Source organism: Paenibacillus sp. FSL M8-0142 (genome assembly GCF_038597315.1).
GTDB lineage: Bacteria > Bacillota > Bacilli > Paenibacillales > Paenibacillaceae > Paenibacillus_AQ > Paenibacillus_AQ lactis.
On sequence record NZ_CP152008.1, the window covers coordinates 2,829,496 to 2,847,727 of the forward strand.

Below are 18,232 nucleotides of genomic sequence, written 5' to 3' on the forward strand. Positions count from 1 at the left end.
GCAGGCGAATGGTGTTGGTGAATTCAAGCCTGAGCATGAATGGAAGTCATAAAGCGGTAAGACTAAGATAATAGGAGGAGGGAAGGGATGGAGTCACTACGTTCAATGATCGGCAAACGTGTTGAACTGGAGCTCTCGGGCTGTAAGACACTGCTTCATGGCGAATTTATTGATATGGGAAGCGATGTCCTGGTTCTATATTCAAAGTCAAAATATATATATACGCCGATTCATCATCTACAGCATTTAAGGCTATATGAAGAGCTGGATAATCCCCCGATGGACAGCAGTCCCGATTCGAAATTAGACCTCGCCAATATCTCCTATCGCAAAATATTGATGAATTCCAGGGGCGTCTTTACTGAGATCTACCTGGGAGGTTCTCAATCATTGCATGGGTATGTGACAAGTATTATGAATGACTATTTTGTATATCACTCACCGATGCATCAAACGGTTTATATTCCAGTCAACCACGTCAAATATTTGATACCTTATCCTCCAAACACAACGCCTTATAGTCTTGATCAAAAACATTTCCCGGTTCAGCCTTCTGTTGTTGCTTTGTCAAGAACGATGGATCAGCTGTTAAAAAAACTTGAAGGTCAGCTCGTGGTGTTTGATCTTGGCGAGCATCCTAACAAAAAAGGGTTACTGAAATCTGTCGATGAGAATATCGTTCAGTTGGTACTTGCTGGCGGAAATGATAATTACCTGCACATGGATCATATTAAATCGATCCAGCTGCCTTAGATCAGTTAAAAGCATATGAGCGTCGCAGACTTCCCACTGACAGTTTGTCTGGCAGTGGGGCTGCTATTTATCCATAAGCAGGATGAAATGATGTCGGGTATTTATTCAGCGGAATTGTCTTCATGAGAAGAGGCTGGGTATTTTATCATTCGGTCGAGCAATAACCCATCCGTACCCTTGTTCTCACCAACCACAAAATCCTTCATATAGTAGGATAAATAAGCACCGTATTGACTTTCGGTTTGAAGGAGCAATTCGTCAACAAAATAAACACCGTTTGGAATATCGTCTTTCAGAAGTGTGCTTAATGCGCCATATATGCCGCATGCAACCTGAAAATAGGTGGCATTGATTTGGAAGACAGGGTAGATATTATCGGTACTCAGAACATTATACATATACCTCTCTTTGTCTGGATATACGAGCAAGACTCCGACCAAATCTTCTCCTCCGACTTCGCCAATCGATGGATCCAAAATTTGATGATCCCATTCCCAAATAACGTCGAGATCTTCAAGCTGGGAACGGATTAAATCGATCGTATAATCGCTGACGCGGTAGATAAAACCAGTCTCCATATTGAATTTTTCTCCAAGGGACAATACTTCTTCATGAGGCATTAATGAACCATTGAATTGCTTGCTCCCCAAGGTCACCTTGAACTCCAGCTCATACACCGGAAGATGCATCGTAAATGGGAACTGATGCTTCATAAACATGGGATAATTGAGAATCGCTTCGTCCAAAAAGCATTCGGGAGACCAGGTGGAGTAAATCGTGTGTTCTTTTACTAGGGCGGGGTCTTTATATAGCGAGCTGTCATGTTCTACAATGTAACAGGCGATCGGTTGCTTGTCTGGCAGTTCCTTCATTAACTTGATAGCCATCCACTGGACGACTCCTGGATTCATACCCGAACCGATAATTGCAGTGGTCTGCGGCGATGATTGCCGGGCTTCCTGGAAGATTCGGTAACGTTCCAACAGCGAGTATGGGGCAAGGCTTTCATTCTCATCCACCTTGGGATTCTCAAGCGCGGTATTGATATAATGCACACCGCATTCTTGGCAGCATTGGAGCATCTCAACCGTATCAGCCCACGAGACATCAATGACATGCGTGGTGCCGGTCTGTCGCAGATGCTGGCGAAACGATTCCAGCTGGTTCAAATCGAATTGGTGCAATGCAGCATTCTTAAGCAAGCTTGGCATGAAAGCGCGATAGTAATCCGGATGTTTCTGTTTCTGGTCGATCAAATGAAGGGTGCTGTGCTTCATAATGGAATGAATGGGGTCATGGATATCTTCAGCGCTTTTATTTAATATCGAGAGGATTGCTTTAGCGACGCCGCCGGAGCTGCCAAGAATGCTGATGACGATCGGTGATTGTTTCAAATCTACCAACTCCTTTCTAGTAATATGATTATTCATAGAGTCGGGAAAAGGTCTGTGCTAAAACACCTTCAAGATGCTTTTATTCGAAATCATGATGTATGTACGTACGCTCCCGAAGCATGCCGAACAAAAAAGAGAGTCATGAATGCCGTGGTGATGATTCATTAATCGAATAATGAACCCATGCTCCACAAGAATTTCATGCTCTCTATGAAATGTTGTTCCTGTATTCAGTATGTCAGTATACCCATTGAACCCAGAATGCAAGGATCACCAGCGTAAATAAAAGGGTGGGCGGGATGGTCAATATCGTGATCTTGATATATTCCTTCCATTTGATCTTGACATGATGTTGTTTAAGAATGTGAAGCCATATTAACGAAGCAAGCGTACCCATCGGCAAAAGCAATGCTCCAATATCACTTCCGATTACACTGGCCAGGTATGAAATCTTGAGCGTTAAAGGATCCAGGTTCATATTGGTTAGTGTGATGGTTCCAACCATCAGCGCGGGGTGATTATTGAATAGAATCGAGAGTAAAGATAGCAGGCCGCCCATTAATAAGCTTGCATTTAAGAGGTCTGTGGAAACGATCGGCTCAAAGAATTGGATGAGAAATTCCGTTAGACCGATATTATGCAGCCCATAGATGAGCACGTACATCGCGAATGCAAATATGAGAATGTGCCAGGGCGTCTTCTTCAATAAATCAGTCGGTTTTAATTTCAATACGGCCCATCGCCAGGACAACAGAATGACTGAGCCGAGGATCGCTACAATTTCGATTGGAATCCCTAAATAGGAGGCGACAAATAGCGCTACTCGAACCGTAAATACAAACAAGAGAACATTCCGCATGACCTTATTGCGTTTGTGGATATCCGCAGTTGAAATCAGCGTCCTGCTTAGAGGGTGCATGGCGCCGCCCGCGTGCCTTTTTACATGAAGCTTACGCGGCAGCTGTTTTCTGAAACAGAGGAATAACAGAAATACAAACAGCAAAAGCCCGAGGGTTGCGGGAACAAACATCATGATGGAATGCATGTACAGATCCATATCCACGATTTCCAGTGCTATTAAATTCACGATATTGCTGACACCGATAGGTGCGCTTGATGCAGTTGCTATTAGCGCACCTGAGAGGAGGTAAGGGATTTTCTCATGGTTTTTTAATCCATATTGCTTTAACAGAATCAGTAGAATGGGAGTCGTAATGAGAATGCTTCCATCGTTGTTAAAGAATAAGGTCATCAGAAAACATAATAAGTTGACGTACCAGAACAACCGGGTTCCCGATCCACGAGCTCTGGCTGCCAAGGATTCAGCAGCCCAGTTAAAAAAACCGAAACTCTCTAATATAATGGCCATTACGATGGTTGCAATGATCGTTATAGCAGCACTGCTTATGGTAGAGCCAATGGTAAGGAGGTCCGGCAATGATACGCTCCCGCTAAGCACCACGATTGCGGCCCCTACAGATGCTGGGATGGCTTCATTTAATCCATTTGGACGCCATATGATAAGGACCATTGCGACAATAAAAGCTGCAATCGTTAGTGTGACTACTGCTGGACTGAGCATGGGAAATCTCACTCCCTTCTTTCATTAATAGCAAGAGTTGCTTACGAATCCTCTTTTTCGGGAATCACGACGCTAATAAAAGCAACTTGTTCTTTGGCGGCCTCACTCTTTGTTGACTCTACGGGAACCTCTTTAGGAGGCGTTAGCAGAGCGTACAGCCCCCAACCCGCCAGTACGATAAAGATGAGTACGATCATAAAGGTCACTCCTCTTCGGTTTTTATTTTTTGCGAAGTTACCTACCAATCATAATTAGTAGATAGATATACTCTATTTATATGTATCAAGGACTGGCACTGCTCTAATGGAAATGCCTTGTTATTGCGATATTCCGCGATTGGTGTTCGTATAAGGAGTTACACATCGATAGGTAAAATAGATTACATACGAAACAAGCCCGATTGCTCGTGTGTGAGCAATCGGGCTTGTTCATCCTCTTAATTGTTTTTTCCTATCAATACATCGACGAAGTTCTGTGCAATTTTGGATAAGGAGTGACTCTTCAGCCAGATGAGTCCGACCGGAGCTGACATCTCGGCTGACCCGGAGATTTTATGAGCATGGATCGAGTACCCTTTATGCCGTTTGAGCACCGTTTCCGGAACGATCGACCCGCAAAAGCCGGATGAAACTAAATCCATCAACAGCGAAATATCAGAGCATTCACCTGTAATATGGGGATGCAGATGGAAGCGGGAAAATGCCTCCAGTATCAAATAGTGCACGCCTAATCCCTGGGTGCTTGGCAGAATGAGCGGTTGATTATGAATGTCCTGCAGCGACACTTCATCTTCGAACAGCTTCTGTTTATCCGACGAAATGAAGTAAAAAGGCTCGGTATAAAGGTGAAGCACCTCGAAATCGTCCAATTCCAGCGGCAGGCGAATGAACGCAAGATCGACTTCCCGATCCCTCACTAATTTGCACAGATGCGCTGACTCGTTTTGCTGAATTTTATAGGTTACCTTAGGGAAGTGGCGTTGGAACTGATGAAGAATATGGGGCAGCTCGTCTACAGAGAACGTATTTACGCCGATGGATAAACTCCCGTTCACTCCCTTTCCTACTTCCTGAACCTCCATTTTCGCCTCTTCCATCAACTGATTCATCTGCAAAGCATATTTATATAAAGCTTTTCCGGCCTCGGTTACCTCTAAATGTTTCCCGCTGCGCTCTATTAATTTGGAGCCAAGCTCCTCCTCCATGGCTTTCAATTGTTGACTTAAAGGGGGTTGGGAAAGATGAAGCCTCTTGGCGGCAGCAGAGATTTTCCCTTCCTCTACAATCGCGATAAAATATCGCAGCTGTCGGATATCCATCTTTGAAAGCACTCCTTCTCATATATGAAAAACCTAAGCAAATACGAACTTTGGCTATGTTTTTGATCTGGTTATTCCCATGTTAGCATATTGGTGCGGATTCTCGTAAGACAATGCATATGTAAAACCTAAGCTCATCATATTTTTTATATATTTTTCGTTTGGATTGATACATGTTAGCATTACGGTGTATAAGGAAAAGGACGCTGAACAAAACGTTTTATTCAGATTATGCGCAGCCAAAGGGCTGCTTAATTTAAATGTTTCGATGAGGAGGATTCCATTGATGATAAACGATATCGATCTGAAGCATCTAAAGCGATGCGTTGAGCTCGCGAAGGAGGCGCTTGAGGCAGGCGACGAGCTATTCGGCTCCGTGCTTGTATCCGCAGACGGAGACGTGCTTGCCGAAGACCATAACCATGTTGCCGGCGGGGACCATACGCAGCATCCGGAATTTGCATTAGCGCGGTGGGCGGCTAATCACATGACGCCTGAGGAGAGAGCGAAGGCGACCGTGTATACCTCGGGCGAACATTGCCCAATGTGCGCAGCGGCCCACGGCTGGGTTGGACTAGGTCGGATTGTATACGCATGCTCCTCGAAACAGCTGGCAGAATGGCTTGAGGAAATGGGAGTTGCGGCACCCCGTGTACGAAATCTTCCGATTCAAGAGGTTATCCGTGATACGGCCATAGACGGTCCGGTACCCGAGCTGGCCCAAGAGGTTCGGGAGCTCCATCGTCAATTCCATTCCAAGCGAAAATAAGTCCGCCATGCGTTGTTCACCATGCTCGAATCGGGGATAACGGATATCCAATATCCAATGAATCGAAGCCTCCTCAGCCACTTTGAAGGTGGATCAGGAGGCTTCTCGTTTCTATATAGCATCAAGCGGTATGGCATTGACTCTTATGCACTAACCGTGCATTGCAATTCGCAGCGAGGTGAGCGTATGTCCATTCGAATCAAATTATTGCTGTCCTACACAGGCATGCTTCTTGTCAGCCTGCTCGTATTCGCCCTGACGGCCAGTTTGTTCACCATCGCGGCGACGGGGGATATTCACAGCTTCCGGGATTTCTATAAAGTGCATTATCAGCTCAACCCGCTGACGGAGGAGGAGGAATCCATCTTCCTTGAATTGAAGTACCTTGCCAAAAATGAACCGGATGAGCTGATGAACCAGGAGCTGCTGCAGGATTACGATTTCAAGCTGAAAACGGTGCGGGCCGGTCTTTACGTTCGCCGGGAGAGCAATCAAGTCTTCGAATCGCATACGTTCAACCAGCCCGAATTGGAGGAGCATCTGCCTCCCTATGAGCTGGACAACCACCATATTCGCGATACATTCAACATCGGCGAACGGTTTTACGCTTATGCCAAATTCGACTTTCGGTACTCGGATGGGGCGAAAGGGAGTGTTTATGTTATTCATGAACGCAGCCCTTTCGGCGAAGTGACCCGTAAGCTGCTCCCTATGATCCTGGTGCTGCTTATCGGCATCATCGTCATCGCGAACGCGATGCTATATCGCTGGATTACCCGCAGTGTGGTCAAACCGCTGAATCTGCTTCGAAGCTCGACTGAGCACATCATGGAAGGGAATTTGCTGTTTGCACTCGATCTGCGTTCCAAAGACGAAATCGGTCTGCTGAACGAGGCATTCGAGAATATGCGCAAGCGGTTGTATGAATCGGTGCAGCTCCGTTTGCAGGACGAAGAGAATCGGAAGGAACTGATATCCAATATTTCGCACGATTTGCGTACCCCGATTACGAACATCAAAGGATACATTGAAGGCATTCGTGATGGGGTCGCTGATACCCCGGAGAAGATGGACAAGTACGTCAATATCATCTATTCCAAAACGATCGACCTGGATAAGCTGGTGGACGAGCTGTTTCTGTACTCCAAGCTGGACTTAAAGCAAATTCCGTTCTTGTTCGAGAATGTGAGCATCGTCAGCTTTCTGGACGACTGCATGGATGAGCTGCATTACGAAATGGAAGAGAAGGGAATCTTGCTGAAGTGGGGCGAGCGCCCGAGCAGGGATATTGAGGTTGTAGCCGATCTGGAAAAATTAAAGCGCGCCATGCTTAATATCATTGGAAACGCCCAAAATTTCATGAACAAAAAAGACAAGTTCATTCTCATTTCGGTGCAAGCATCGCCGGAATGGGTCACTGTTGAAATACAGGATAACGGGATGGGAATCTCATCCGAAGACCTCCCGCATATTTTCGAGCGCTTCTACCGCGCCGAACGATCGCGCAATTCCTCAACAGGCGGCAGCGGACTCGGACTAGCGATCGCTCGTCAGATCATCGAGGGCCACGGAGGCTCGATATGGGTGAGCAGCGAGCTTGGCGTCGGCACGAGCTTTTACTTCAAGCTAAGAAGAACGAAGGACCTAGGAGGGACACATACAGATGACAACCCGGATTCTGATCATCGAGGATGAAATTACGATCGCACAGCTGGAGCGGGACTATTTTGAGTTGAACGGGTATCTCGTCGATTTATGCCATACAGGCAATGATGGGCTTCGGCTTGCCCTGGACAACGATTACAATCTCATCATCGTCGACCTGCAGCTTCCGGGGATCGGCGGATATGATGTATGCAGACAAATCAGGCAAGCGAAGGAGGTGCCGATCTTAATCGTTTCCGCCAAAAAAGAAGAAATTGATAAGATCCGTGCCTTTCATCTCGGTGCCGACGATTACATTACCAAGCCGTTCAGCCCCGGGGAGCTGGTTGCGCGAGCCAAGGCGCACCTGGCAAGATATGAGCGGTTAACAGGTAAAACGGGGACTGATCCCCGGTCGGAAATCCGTCTCCGTGGTCTTGTTATTGACAAAGCAGCCCGCCGGGTCCACGTCCGCAACCAGGAAGTGATATTTACGACCCGCGAGTTTAGCCTGCTGGAGTTTTTGGCAAGCCATCCGAATCGCGTCTTTAGTAAGAATGAACTGTTTGAACGGATATGGGGCATGGATTCGAACGGGGATATCGCAACCGTGACGGTTCACGTCCGCAGATTGCGTGAGAAAATAGAGGTGGATCCTTCGAATCCGCAATATATCGAGACCGTGTGGGGGGCGGGCTACCGCTTTTCCGTATAACGAGTTTAGAAATTGTTAATAAACATTTTCGAAACGGTTAATACCCGGTTTCTTAGGCGTTTAGGCTTCTCCTTTAATCTATAGGTAGGGCGAGCAGAATCGCACCTATGAAGCTTAAGGAGGACTTAACGATGAATAAATATTCGACTAAACTGGCTGTCCTTATGCTGGCAGCAGCCCTTGGCACCGCATCCTTGCCATTGGCCGCACAGCCGGCAAACGCCGCTCTGGCGCCCATTACCTCGCAGGACCTTCAAGGAGCGATCAATGAACTGAGCCGGCTTGGCATCATCCATGGTTACCAGGATGGTTCGATGAGAATACAGAACGACATTACCCGCGCCGAATTGGCGAAGCTGGTCGCTCTTACGTTTGGCCTCGAAGGTCCGCCAGCTTTGCCAGCTCACATAACGGATACACTTCCGAGTCATTGGTCCTTCCCGTACGCAGCAGCGCTGGCATCGCTCGATATTATGCAGGCGGAAGACGGACGATTTGACCCAAGCGGATCCGTAACAAACGCCGAGCTGGTGCAGATCGTGGCCAAAGCGTTGAAACGGGATGTAAAATCCGTGCATTACTGGGCGGAGCCGTTCTTCTCAGAGAATGACAGCACCACCCGTGGCGAAGCAGCGTTCTTGCTGGATAAAGCCCGTCAGGCGATCCCTTCGGCAAATGCCAAAATTACACACGTCCGTGCCTTAAACGCTATAACGTTGATCGTTACCTTCGACGCCCCGCTCACGGCCGAAAATGAAGCATTTGCTCAAGCTAAAGAGGATTTTGTCTTTACGAACGGACTTACCCTGACGAATATGCCGCGTCTAAAAACCGGCTCGATTGCAACGTATATCGTCCCTACTTCCGTACAGCAGCCAGGGGCAACCTACACGCTGGCTTATAAGGGCAAGGATGCGGGCAGCTTTGCGGGCAAAGCTGATAAGCTTGACATGACAGAGGTTAGACAGGTGGCCAACGATACGTTTGAGCTGGAGGCACTCAAGGCGAACGGGGTTGTCGATTACGGCTACGTCATTTCCGCCTATAGTGCCGGTCGCGGGGAAAATGCGTTCATCTTGGATGAGAACAACCGGGCGGATGGGGTCGAGTACCAGATCATTTCCTCCGGCCAAGCCAGAGAGGTGACGATCACGCCGGAAGGCGGACAGCCGATCGCAGCCAAATACGTTCCGTTCACGCAGTCCACAGACGGCAAACAAGAACCGAAATTTCGCTTGCCGGAGGGTCAAGTCCTGAAGCCAGGCGTTACGTACACGGTTACTTCGGATTGGGCGCAAATTGCTAACCCAACCTTCGTAGCCAAGGAGATGGACCCGCTCCATATCGTTAAAGCCGAGGCTGCTAGTGAAACCTCCATCGTCGTAACGCTCGCGGAGGATCCGGGCGATGAATTGTTCTCCGGCCGCAGCGTGGAATTGACGGATGCAGAGGGGAATAAACGGACAGCCGCCTATAAATATTCCAGCCGCAAAGGGGAAGCAGGCGTATTCGAACTTGCGCAGGGCAGCAAACTGACAGCAGGCGCAACGTATGTCGTGACTCCAGTCGGTGATTGGGCCGGCGAATCCAAGGCTGAGCTGACCTTTGCACCGTAATGTTCGGATGAAGCCGCAAGATGAACGATTCCCTGCCATGAACGTGGAGAAATAAATAAATTGACCCTGCATGCTTGAGGCGGCAGGGTCAATTTTTTTGTAGGATTCGCTATGCTTTGCCCAATCATGAATTGCATGCATCATCTTCAAACGTTTCATTTCTGAAGGTAAAGAGAACGAAACAGATTTCACTTGTGCCAGCCCTTATCCCACAAATATGCAGGAAAGCCCCTGATGGCCGTTGAATATATCGGAGGACCACAATAAATCTCAGGTGTACTACAGGCACCTTTAGCCGCAGGAGGAGAACAACATGAAGTCGATCACCGTTCAAAGTCTTACGGAAAAATTTCAATTAGAAGTGCTTGCAGGAGCCGACCGTATGGATCGTTTGATCACCCGTGCCCAGACGCACAGGCCGGGGCTTGAGTTTGTCGGGTATTTTAACTTTTTTCCTATGGAGCGAGTGCAGGTGCTTGGACGCAAGGAAATTAACTACTTGCTTACGCTTAGTATAGAGGAACGCAAGTTACATATCGGCAACATCGTTAAATATCATCCGCCGTGCTTTATTGTAACGTCGGGACAGCAGGAGATCCCTTATCTGACCCTTTTCTGCAATCAAGAAGGCATTCCTTTACTGCGGACGACCGAGACCACAACGGAATTTATCGCGAAGCTCAACAGCTATTTAGTGAAGACGCTGGCACCAGAGATGTCCATCCATGGGGTCTGTGTGAATGTATCGGGCATAGGCATCCTGCTCAGGGGCAAATCCGGGATTGGCAAAAGCGAGACAGCACACACTCTAATCCGAAAAGGACACCGGTTCGTCGCAGATGATATCGTGGTGCTTAAGAAGCTGGGGCCGACGACACTTCTCGGTACTCATAATGAGATCAGCCGCGAGTTCCTGGCGCTGCGAAGCATCGGACTGATCAATGTGGTACGCCAATACGGGCGCACGGCGTTTCAGGACGAGACGCGAATTGTGCTTGATATCGAGTTGTCGCCATGGCAAGGAGACTCGCTAAACAATGAATTGGAGGCGGTCCCGCAGTTCACGGAGTACTTAGGCATCCAAATTCCGCATATCGAGGTTCAGCTTCAACCAGGACGTGATGTTGCCGGTCTGATCGAAGCGGCGGCTAACAATTGGTATCTTAAACAACTCGGCTACAGCGCGGCTGAAGACTTTATGAGCCGGATTGAGAATGAGATGAAGTCTTGACCGCAGTCGCCATTCTAAATTGCGCCCAATGGTATTTCCTGATATACTTTTCGCATGTTATGAGATTGGGGGTAGTACCGATGGCAATGCGAGATTGCTTATTTACTAGGAAGTGCTCATGCAAAGCCTAACTAGGGCGATACTTTGCATGGGTGCGATCGAAGGAATTCCATCGCCCAGCCTTGGATGTTATCGTTTCTAATAATAGGCTTTGCACCTTATTCATTTTTCATAAAAAATAAGGGGCTGAAGAGCTGTGAGTACACCATTTATTAGAAACCATCAATTCAACGTCATTAAAAAGCAAGCCGATTTCATTCAGAAGACCCTACGAACCGCCGCGGATCGGAGCGTCTTGGAAACCGTTAGATATCGTTCCGTCGTGAACATCACGGAAGCATTCCCTGATCTGACACAGGATCAGAAGAAGCTGTTTGAGGAGATCACGACTCTCGAGACGGCCAATGATTTCCAAAGATATCTTAACGCATTGGAGCCGTATATGGAGCCTTATCCGCCGATTACGGTCAAACAGATTCAGAAGCTGTTCCCTAAAAATAAAAAACTGAAAGTGCCTGATCTAGGATCCATCGATTTTCGGTATACGACGTATTTGAGCTGGGTGGATATTGCAACAAGCCGTTTGTTCATTGTCTATCCGTTCGAAGGGAAGTTCATCGGGATCGAGGGCAGAATAACGCCGACACACAAGAAGGGGTACTGCCTGTTCTGCAATCGACATCAAGAGCTTGCATACTTCTCGGTCAGAACCAAATCTGCTTACGCTTCACCGGATAATTTCTCTTCGGTTGGTCATTACGTCTGTATGGACAATCAAGCATGTAATCAGTGCATTACGGCTACGGGATCATTGGAGAAGTTTATTCTTTCAGTTAGCAAATAAACGTTAATAAGGTTAGGGCTGCCCCAAAGGCAGCCTTTTACTATAGATCAGGCCAGGTGCGATACAAAGCTCCGATTGACTTCATTTTTGTCATCAGCCGCGAAGATGGAGTCATACAACGTTGCAAGAGTCTAATCGAAGATTTAATTGCCATAGCGTCTAAGTCATTCTTTTAAATTTACATATATTATATTATCTTTCTCGAAGGGAGGATTTTTCATGAAAAAACACCATGATAAGGTTCTAGTGATTGTCCTCAAGCCTGGACAAAAAGTGATTGTAAAGTGTGAGAAACACAAAAAGCATCGCGCATAAGTAAAAACGGGTGAGCCTTATCTTTTAAGATTAGGCTCACCCCCTTCATATCATCCATAGGATTGAAGAATGATATTGACGGCACAAAATCAAAGTACATAAAGAACGGCACATGGTAGTTTATTTTTACGAACACGCTAACAATACTACACGAACTGATAAAGGGGAAATTCTGGTGGAGAACCTGCTTAAAGAACAAATCAATTTCATTGTTGAAATCGACAAGCTTAAAACCATTGAACGAAGAACTAAGATTATTCACGGGCCAAGGCTCGAGAACGATGCAGAACACACGTGGCATCTTGCAATGATGGCCCTTGTGCTGCATCAGCATTCCAACCGTTCGATCGACCTCCTCAAAGTGCTCAAGATGCTGCTTATCCATGATTTGGTCGAAATCGATGCCGGCGACACATTCGCTTATGATACGGCCGGGCACAGTGATAAGTTTGAACGGGAAATGCAAGCAGCCCAGAGGTTGTTTGGCATGCTTCCGCCAGAGCAGGAAGAGGAATTTATGAATCTATGGTTAGAATTTGAGAGGAAGGAGACGGACGAAGCCAAGTTCGCTTCCTCACTTGATCGATTACAACCGCTTATCCATAATCATTTAAACCAGGGAGATACCTGGCAGAAATATCAGATTACAAGTGAGCAGGTCATCAACCGGAATCAAGAGATCAAGAATGGATCAAGGACATTATGGGAAGTGGCGCAGTCCATCATCGAAAGCTCCGTTGAACAAGGGATATTGGCTAAATCGTAAATCGAAAGAAGAACAAGAAGGGATCGCTTGCCGATAACCCCTTGTTCTTCTTTTATTTAGGTGCGGCATGATAATCTGTCAGGCTATGATGGGGATACAAATTTCACATGAATGATTGGTTATCATTTCACCCGTATATCTTTCGATGACCGGTCTGTTATCCATTTGATAGCCTTTGCTTTGAATAAAGGGGAGAACTTCACTCCATGCCCTTTGTACTTCTTCAGCGGTGTGTTTGATTTTGCAAATGGCATAGGTTCCGCCAACGAGCTCGCTTTCGTTGATGGATCCGGCGATTTCGTAATCCTCCGAAATGACAATGCAGGCATCGTACCGGCAATTTTCGGGAGGTGTTGCTGCGGGATTGTCTTGCGGAATTCCAAACAGGATGGCCGAGGTTGTGAGAAGCTCTCGCTCCATAGCCCACTCTTTTAACTTTTCCATCGCCTCGGCATTGGCAGGGCCGTACGGGCCAACTTGTCGTACATAGGCAATACGGTAGGTTGGAAGATGCTCGACGGTCATATTCGTCATTTTTATTTCCCTTTCTTTGGTAAATTGGGTGCTGCAATTTGATGCTAACATGTTATAAAAAATATCTAAAGGAAATTATCGATGCATTCATAATTTATCAGAGGTAACGATCGGTCCCCTTGCTGCTCCGATTTCTAACGCATCATGTTCGTAATCATTGCCACGAATCGTTAAAGCAGATGACTGCTTTCCAACGTTGATCCCTTTATATAATTGATGACTTTTAGCCAAACATTATCATTTGCACGAATGTTGTACGATAGAAGTGTACATTAAAAAATGCAGTAAGAAAGGTGGGGGGATAATGAATAAAACGATTCCTATTTTTCCTTGCAAATCACTAGAAGAGGTTGTTGTGTTTTACGAAGCCCTTGGATTTGACGTAACCTATATGCAATCCGTTCCTTATGGATATGCAGCCGTGAAGCATCGAATAGGTGAGGTGAGTTTCACGAGGCAGAAAAATTATGAAAAAGAAAAATCCATAAATGGCGCTTATATTCTTGTTGAGGATGTTGAAAGTGTATACTCTGAATTTATAGCGAATTTAAAAAAGGTATACGGAAAAGTGTTCCGAAGCGGAGAGCCTAGAATTACAAAAATAAGCACCAATAAAGAAGATATTCGCTTTAATCTTGTAGATCCTGCAGGGAATTATCTGATTATAGGGCAAAAAAAAGAAAGGGAAGGTCGAGGAAATCCACATTCAACGGGTACCTCTACCATTGAAAAACGATTCTATAGCGCATATACATTAGCGCATTCTAAAAACGACTATCGAACCGCATATAAAATCATTGAAGGACTTACAGGTAAAAAAGAAGAAATGTCTCAGATTTTATATGCGAAGTTACTCATATTAAAGCTTGAGATCGAATTCAATTTAGAGCGAGCCGCGGAATTGAATGAAACGCTTGCTGAAATCAATGCGATAAATTTGAATCGAAGCGCATTTGAGCGATTAATTGAAGAAAAGCAGCGTCTTCAAGAATTGCTGGAGGATATATCTTCGTAAAACCTGTAATGGACAGGGTTTACATATGAACGATAGATCAAGAATCGACAGATTGGTGTTCATGAACCAAGAGTTGAAATAACTCCTATATGAAAAGGGACCGTTCCCCCTTCTGCTGAGAAGGGAACGGTCCCTTTTACTGCTTCGATTAAAATCCCGATCGATTAAGCGCCAATCAAGCCGTTAACTCGTACAGAAGAACGATTTGTTTTGCCAGAAGCTCTTAAGGCTCCCAAATGACGGTCGGGTAGGGGTGCTGATCATATGCGCTTGCCCAATAATAGGAGTCTGCGATGATGCGCCGCGGGAGAAAACCGATCTCGCCGCTCGGCAGAGAGATGAGTTCAGAACGGGAGGTGAACATGCCATCCGTATTTGTCACTCCTAGCACATACTTTCCAGCCATATGGGTGAACCGTCCGCTGATCTTAGCAGCGGGTATCGGCTGCTTCGTCTCCATGTCAACGACCTGGATGGTAACCGTAGCGACGCCTTCATTATAGAGAATGGCCATATGGTCAATGATCATGGGCTTCATTGCGGATGGAGCGGTCGTTGCCACTGCCGCAGCGCTGGGTGATCCTTCATTGCCGCTGATGTCAACGGCCGTTATTTTGTAGTGGTACGTCGTGCCAGGCAGCAGCCCGGTATCCTCGAAAGATAGGGTCTTCGATGAACCTGCATACGTATCCGGTCCAATCTCGAATGCTGCATCGGTGCCGCGATAGATCCGGTATTCGTTCACGGCGCTGTTGTCCATGGCCATATCATAATGAATGTCGATCCGCTGGTAATCGAATGCGGCCGCAGATACCCGGCCGACTTGGCCGGGAGGCTCATTGTCTGCTGGAGGCTGCCATTTGAATCCGTTAGGCCCCCACTCACTCGGGAAGTCGACCAGCGAAGTGTAGTGGTGGATAGCAATGCCGCCAAATGCAGGATCGCTTTCGAAAGCGGCGTAAACCTTATTTAACTCCTGCTCCATATAGAGCCGACCTTCCTCGTGGAAGCTGATGGTCTCCGGATCTCCGCCATCGGCGATGTCTTTCGTTTCTACTCCGATCACAACGGATTTGGGTTTCCCGATCTTGGAGGCATAAGCCAGCTCGTTTACGGCATGGGCAATAATGCCTGCAGAACCTTCGGCCTGATCGCGATAATTCATGATGGAGATGTAATCAGCCGTGTCCTGAATGTGCTCGGACAACCACTTCGTCTCCCCATTCCAGGTGATATTGCTGGCATCCGCCGAAGAATCATACCATCTTGGAATCGCAGCCCCGACCGAGAGCGAAAGTCCGGACGCGTCTTTGCGTGACATGAGCAGCTTCAGCATATCCAGATACTGAATTTGTACGGAGGGCTTTGCCGTTTTGAAATCAGGCAGGATATACGGTTCCGTGTCCAGATTGATTCCGTCAAACCGGGCGGATGCTTCGGAGGCGAGATTATAATTCAATACCTGCTCGAATTCCTTAACCGCCTGTGCATGATAACGGCTGTAAGCCCCGAAGTAGGGAGGCTTGGTACCGCCGGCAATCAATGCCTGCACATCAAAGCCTTCTTCATGCGCCCACGTAATAAACCGCTGCACTTCATTTCGATAATCCTCCAGCATCATGGCTCCTTGAAACTGTCCGACTGCCAGATACAGCGTCTTGATGGGGCGCTGATCAAAGGTAGCGGTATCCTTCGCCATGGCAGCGAGTGAATAACGCGCATTCGGGTTCAGCACCAAAGGATAGGAGGCATTTTCCCATATCCAGATTGCTCGGTCCTGATCGGGAAGGGGTTGATCCGGACCGTATACATGTTCCGTAACGGTTTCTGGGGGAACGGACTCCAAATAGACGCTGTCCATTACCGTAGCACGATCCTGGCCAAAGTTCGGTTCATCCCCGTAAACGTCGCTAGTGACGGCAGCACTGGCAGCCGAAATACTGCCGGATGCAGTAATTCCGGTTTGCGCATAGACGGATAAGCTGTAGCCTGTATTGCCGTGCGTATCGGTTGCTCTGGCTTCCAGGCTGTGGACCGGCTGCGTTGATTGACGGGTATCCCAGGTATATAAATATCCTTTCTTGGCCGGCAGAACCGGGATCCACCCGCCCCCGTCGATTCGGAGCTCGACGCGCGAAATCGGATTTTTGCCTACGGCTGAAATCTGGACGTCGACTTTATTTCGAAGCCGTGTGTTTTCGGCAGGACTTACGATTTGAACTTGAGGTATGTTCGCCGGGGGATTATCTACGTTCAAGTAAATCCATGGAGACCAAACTCCGTACCGGGTTACAACATCTTTGGATTTGAGGACAATTTCTATGGCCCCGTCCAGCTGAGTCGTATCAAGCGAATAAGACCAAGTCCCGCTGTCATCACCGTCCGGATCATCCATGTGGACGTCTTCCACCATATTACCATTCACGATCAGTTCGAGATCATAGACGCCGGAGTAGGTGCCGGACAACTCGGCTTTACCCGGCTGAATGGTTTGTCCATCCTGATGAGAATCAATTGTGATAAGCGCTGCCGCTTTGGCAGAAGGGAGGGGAATACAGACAGCGAGCAGAATTGCCGTCAGGAACAAGAGTCCACATTTGCGAAACCTTGAGCTTTTCAACATTCTTTTCACACCCTTGTCATTGAGATGTATAAACGTACTTGACCAACCCGGCAGCCTTAAACGCTAGATGCAAGAAATCAGATATGAACATCATTAAAGCGCTTACTTTTAATTATTTCGAAATTAGAGGTTTAGAACTGCCGCCGCCTATCCGTCTTTAGACGGATCATCATTTTATTCTGAAGACGGTGTAAACCCGGCGGAATGTTATGTATTCTGTTCTTAAACGAACGTTGGATGAATAGGATGTGCAGCTGGTTGAAAGGATTTTCTTGGACAGGAGGAATGATGGATGGATTCAATCGCGATTTATAATATGGCCGAAGCGGGTCGTGACGTACGGTATGAGGTGGCTGAGGTATTCGTGGATGGGTATTATGAGGAATTATCTTATTTCACGAAGGACCGCTCGACCCTCATTTCCGCCTTCAAAGATCTGTTTAGCTCCGAGGTCTTCTATGTGGCCGAACTCAACGGCAGGGTTGCCGGTATACTGGCTTGCTCCAACAATCGGCAGCGGGCAATGCCGGTCGAACTGGAGCCGCTTCGGAACGCTTTCGGCGTGCAAACGGGGGAACTGGCTTACCATGTCATGAAAAATGAGTTTAATACCGCTTTGCCTTACGATGACAAGACGGGGTATATCGAATGTGTGGCGACATTGACCCGTAATCGCGGAAAGGGCATCTCCACTGGTTTGTTGAACTTTGTAGTGGAGAAGCTGCCCTATCGCCGCTATGTTCTTGAGGTTACCGATGCCAACGAAGCCGCACATCGGATTTACTCGAAATTAGGGTTCCGAGAGATTGAGCGGAAAGCGGAAAGCAATGCCGAAGTTGTAGGGTTTAAATACCGCATTTATATGGAGTGGACACCGGAGGATTAAACGCCGAGCTTCTGCACGAAATAAATTTTGATTGAAATTGATCGATAATTAAGAAACCGTGTTAATCGAGCACTTCTGCAAGTTGCCCTCGGACGCATAGGGACCTATGCGAAAGGGGGCTTTTTGTGTGCTTCGCGTATTCTTTAGTCCGCTGAGGCTGGTATGGA

General features: G+C 47.2%; 16 protein-coding genes. 10 read left to right on the forward strand and 6 right to left on the reverse strand.

What is annotated here, in order from left to right; genetic code table 11:
* Nucleotides 1–87: 87 nt before the first annotated feature.
* Nucleotides 88–753 carry a hypothetical protein gene (locus tag NSQ46_RS13335; RefSeq protein ID WP_007130229.1) on the forward strand — a complete coding sequence of 222 codons (666 nt, stop codon included), beginning with the start codon at nucleotides 88–90 and terminating at the stop codon, nucleotides 751–753.
* A 101-nt stretch (nucleotides 754–854) separates the two neighbouring features.
* Here the strand turns inward: NSQ46_RS13335 and NSQ46_RS13340 are convergent, their stop codons facing one another.
* The 4 genes from NSQ46_RS13340 to NSQ46_RS13355 form a co-directional block, all read right to left on the reverse strand.
* On the reverse strand, nucleotides 855–2,147 hold the full coding sequence (locus tag NSQ46_RS13340; RefSeq protein WP_007130228.1) for a saccharopine dehydrogenase NADP-binding domain-containing protein: 1,293 nt from the start codon (nucleotides 2,145–2,147) through the stop codon (nucleotides 855–857).
* A 238-nt stretch (nucleotides 2,148–2,385) separates the two neighbouring features.
* The gene (locus NSQ46_RS13345; protein WP_007130227.1) at nucleotides 2,386–3,729 is read right to left on the reverse strand and encodes an arsenic transporter; all 1,344 of its coding nucleotides are present in this window, start codon (nucleotides 3,727–3,729) and stop codon (nucleotides 2,386–2,388) included.
* A gap of 41 nt (nucleotides 3,730–3,770) precedes the next feature.
* Nucleotides 3,771–3,926: a hypothetical protein gene (locus tag NSQ46_RS13350; protein ID WP_007130226.1), complete on the reverse strand. Its 156-nt coding sequence runs from the start codon at nucleotides 3,924–3,926 to the stop codon at nucleotides 3,771–3,773.
* 239 nt (nucleotides 3,927–4,165) lie between these two features.
* On the reverse strand, nucleotides 4,166–5,047 hold the full coding sequence (locus NSQ46_RS13355; protein WP_251537551.1) for a LysR family transcriptional regulator: 882 nt from the start codon (nucleotides 5,045–5,047) through the stop codon (nucleotides 4,166–4,168).
* A 286-nt stretch (nucleotides 5,048–5,333) separates the two neighbouring features.
* Here NSQ46_RS13355 and NSQ46_RS13360 point away from each other — a divergent pair, with 286 nt between their 5' ends.
* The 7 genes from NSQ46_RS13360 to NSQ46_RS13390 all read left to right on the forward strand — a co-directional run bounded on the left by NSQ46_RS13360 (nucleotide 5,334) and on the right by NSQ46_RS13390 (nucleotide 13,007).
* Complete coding sequence (locus NSQ46_RS13360; RefSeq protein WP_342576994.1) at nucleotides 5,334–5,816, forward strand: nucleoside deaminase; 483 nt, start codon at nucleotides 5,334–5,336, stop codon at nucleotides 5,814–5,816.
* Nucleotides 5,817–6,002: 186 nt separating this feature from the next.
* Nucleotides 6,003–7,511 carry a HAMP domain-containing sensor histidine kinase gene (locus NSQ46_RS13365; RefSeq protein WP_342576845.1) on the forward strand — a complete coding sequence of 503 codons (1,509 nt, stop codon included), beginning with the start codon at nucleotides 6,003–6,005 and terminating at the stop codon, nucleotides 7,509–7,511.
* The gene (locus tag NSQ46_RS13370) at nucleotides 7,480–8,175 is read left to right on the forward strand and encodes a response regulator transcription factor (protein ID WP_342576846.1); all 696 of its coding nucleotides are present in this window, start codon (nucleotides 7,480–7,482) and stop codon (nucleotides 8,173–8,175) included. The genes NSQ46_RS13365 and NSQ46_RS13370 overlap by 32 nt, the downstream gene beginning before the upstream one ends.
* Before the next feature lie 131 nt (nucleotides 8,176–8,306).
* Entirely contained in the window at nucleotides 8,307–9,791 is a 1,485-nt protein-coding gene (locus tag NSQ46_RS13375) for an S-layer homology domain-containing protein (protein ID WP_342576847.1), read from the forward strand.
* A 313-nt stretch (nucleotides 9,792–10,104) separates the two neighbouring features.
* Complete coding sequence (gene hprK / locus NSQ46_RS13380) at nucleotides 10,105–11,022, forward strand: HPr(Ser) kinase/phosphatase (protein WP_144868740.1); 918 nt, start codon at nucleotides 10,105–10,107, stop codon at nucleotides 11,020–11,022.
* A 256-nt stretch (nucleotides 11,023–11,278) separates the two neighbouring features.
* Nucleotides 11,279–11,926, forward strand: a complete 648-nt coding sequence (locus tag NSQ46_RS13385; RefSeq protein ID WP_213615327.1) for a FusB/FusC family EF-G-binding protein — start codon at nucleotides 11,279–11,281, stop codon at nucleotides 11,924–11,926.
* A gap of 490 nt (nucleotides 11,927–12,416) precedes the next feature.
* Nucleotides 12,417–13,007: an HD domain-containing protein gene (locus NSQ46_RS13390; RefSeq protein WP_040738692.1), complete on the forward strand. Its 591-nt coding sequence runs from the start codon at nucleotides 12,417–12,419 to the stop codon at nucleotides 13,005–13,007.
* A gap of 78 nt (nucleotides 13,008–13,085) precedes the next feature.
* On the opposite strand, the gene NSQ46_RS13395 is transcribed toward NSQ46_RS13390, so the two are convergent.
* Entirely contained in the window at nucleotides 13,086–13,541 is a 456-nt protein-coding gene (locus NSQ46_RS13395; protein WP_144868836.1) for a GyrI-like domain-containing protein, read from the reverse strand.
* Nucleotides 13,542–13,845: 304 nt separating this feature from the next.
* Between NSQ46_RS13395 and NSQ46_RS13400 the strand changes: the two genes are divergently transcribed.
* Nucleotides 13,846–14,556 carry a hypothetical protein gene (locus NSQ46_RS13400; RefSeq protein ID WP_007130215.1) on the forward strand — a complete coding sequence of 237 codons (711 nt, stop codon included), beginning with the start codon at nucleotides 13,846–13,848 and terminating at the stop codon, nucleotides 14,554–14,556.
* A 223-nt stretch (nucleotides 14,557–14,779) separates the two neighbouring features.
* Here the strand turns inward: NSQ46_RS13400 and NSQ46_RS13405 are convergent, their stop codons facing one another.
* The gene (locus NSQ46_RS13405) at nucleotides 14,780–17,179 is read right to left on the reverse strand and encodes an Ig-like domain-containing protein (RefSeq protein ID WP_341341864.1); all 2,400 of its coding nucleotides are present in this window, start codon (nucleotides 17,177–17,179) and stop codon (nucleotides 14,780–14,782) included.
* 292 nt (nucleotides 17,180–17,471) lie between these two features.
* Between NSQ46_RS13405 and NSQ46_RS13410 the strand changes: the two genes are divergently transcribed.
* On the forward strand, nucleotides 17,472–18,065 hold the full coding sequence (locus NSQ46_RS13410; protein ID WP_341033187.1) for a GNAT family N-acetyltransferase: 594 nt from the start codon (nucleotides 17,472–17,474) through the stop codon (nucleotides 18,063–18,065).
* The last annotated feature ends 167 nt before the right edge of the window (nucleotides 18,066–18,232 follow it).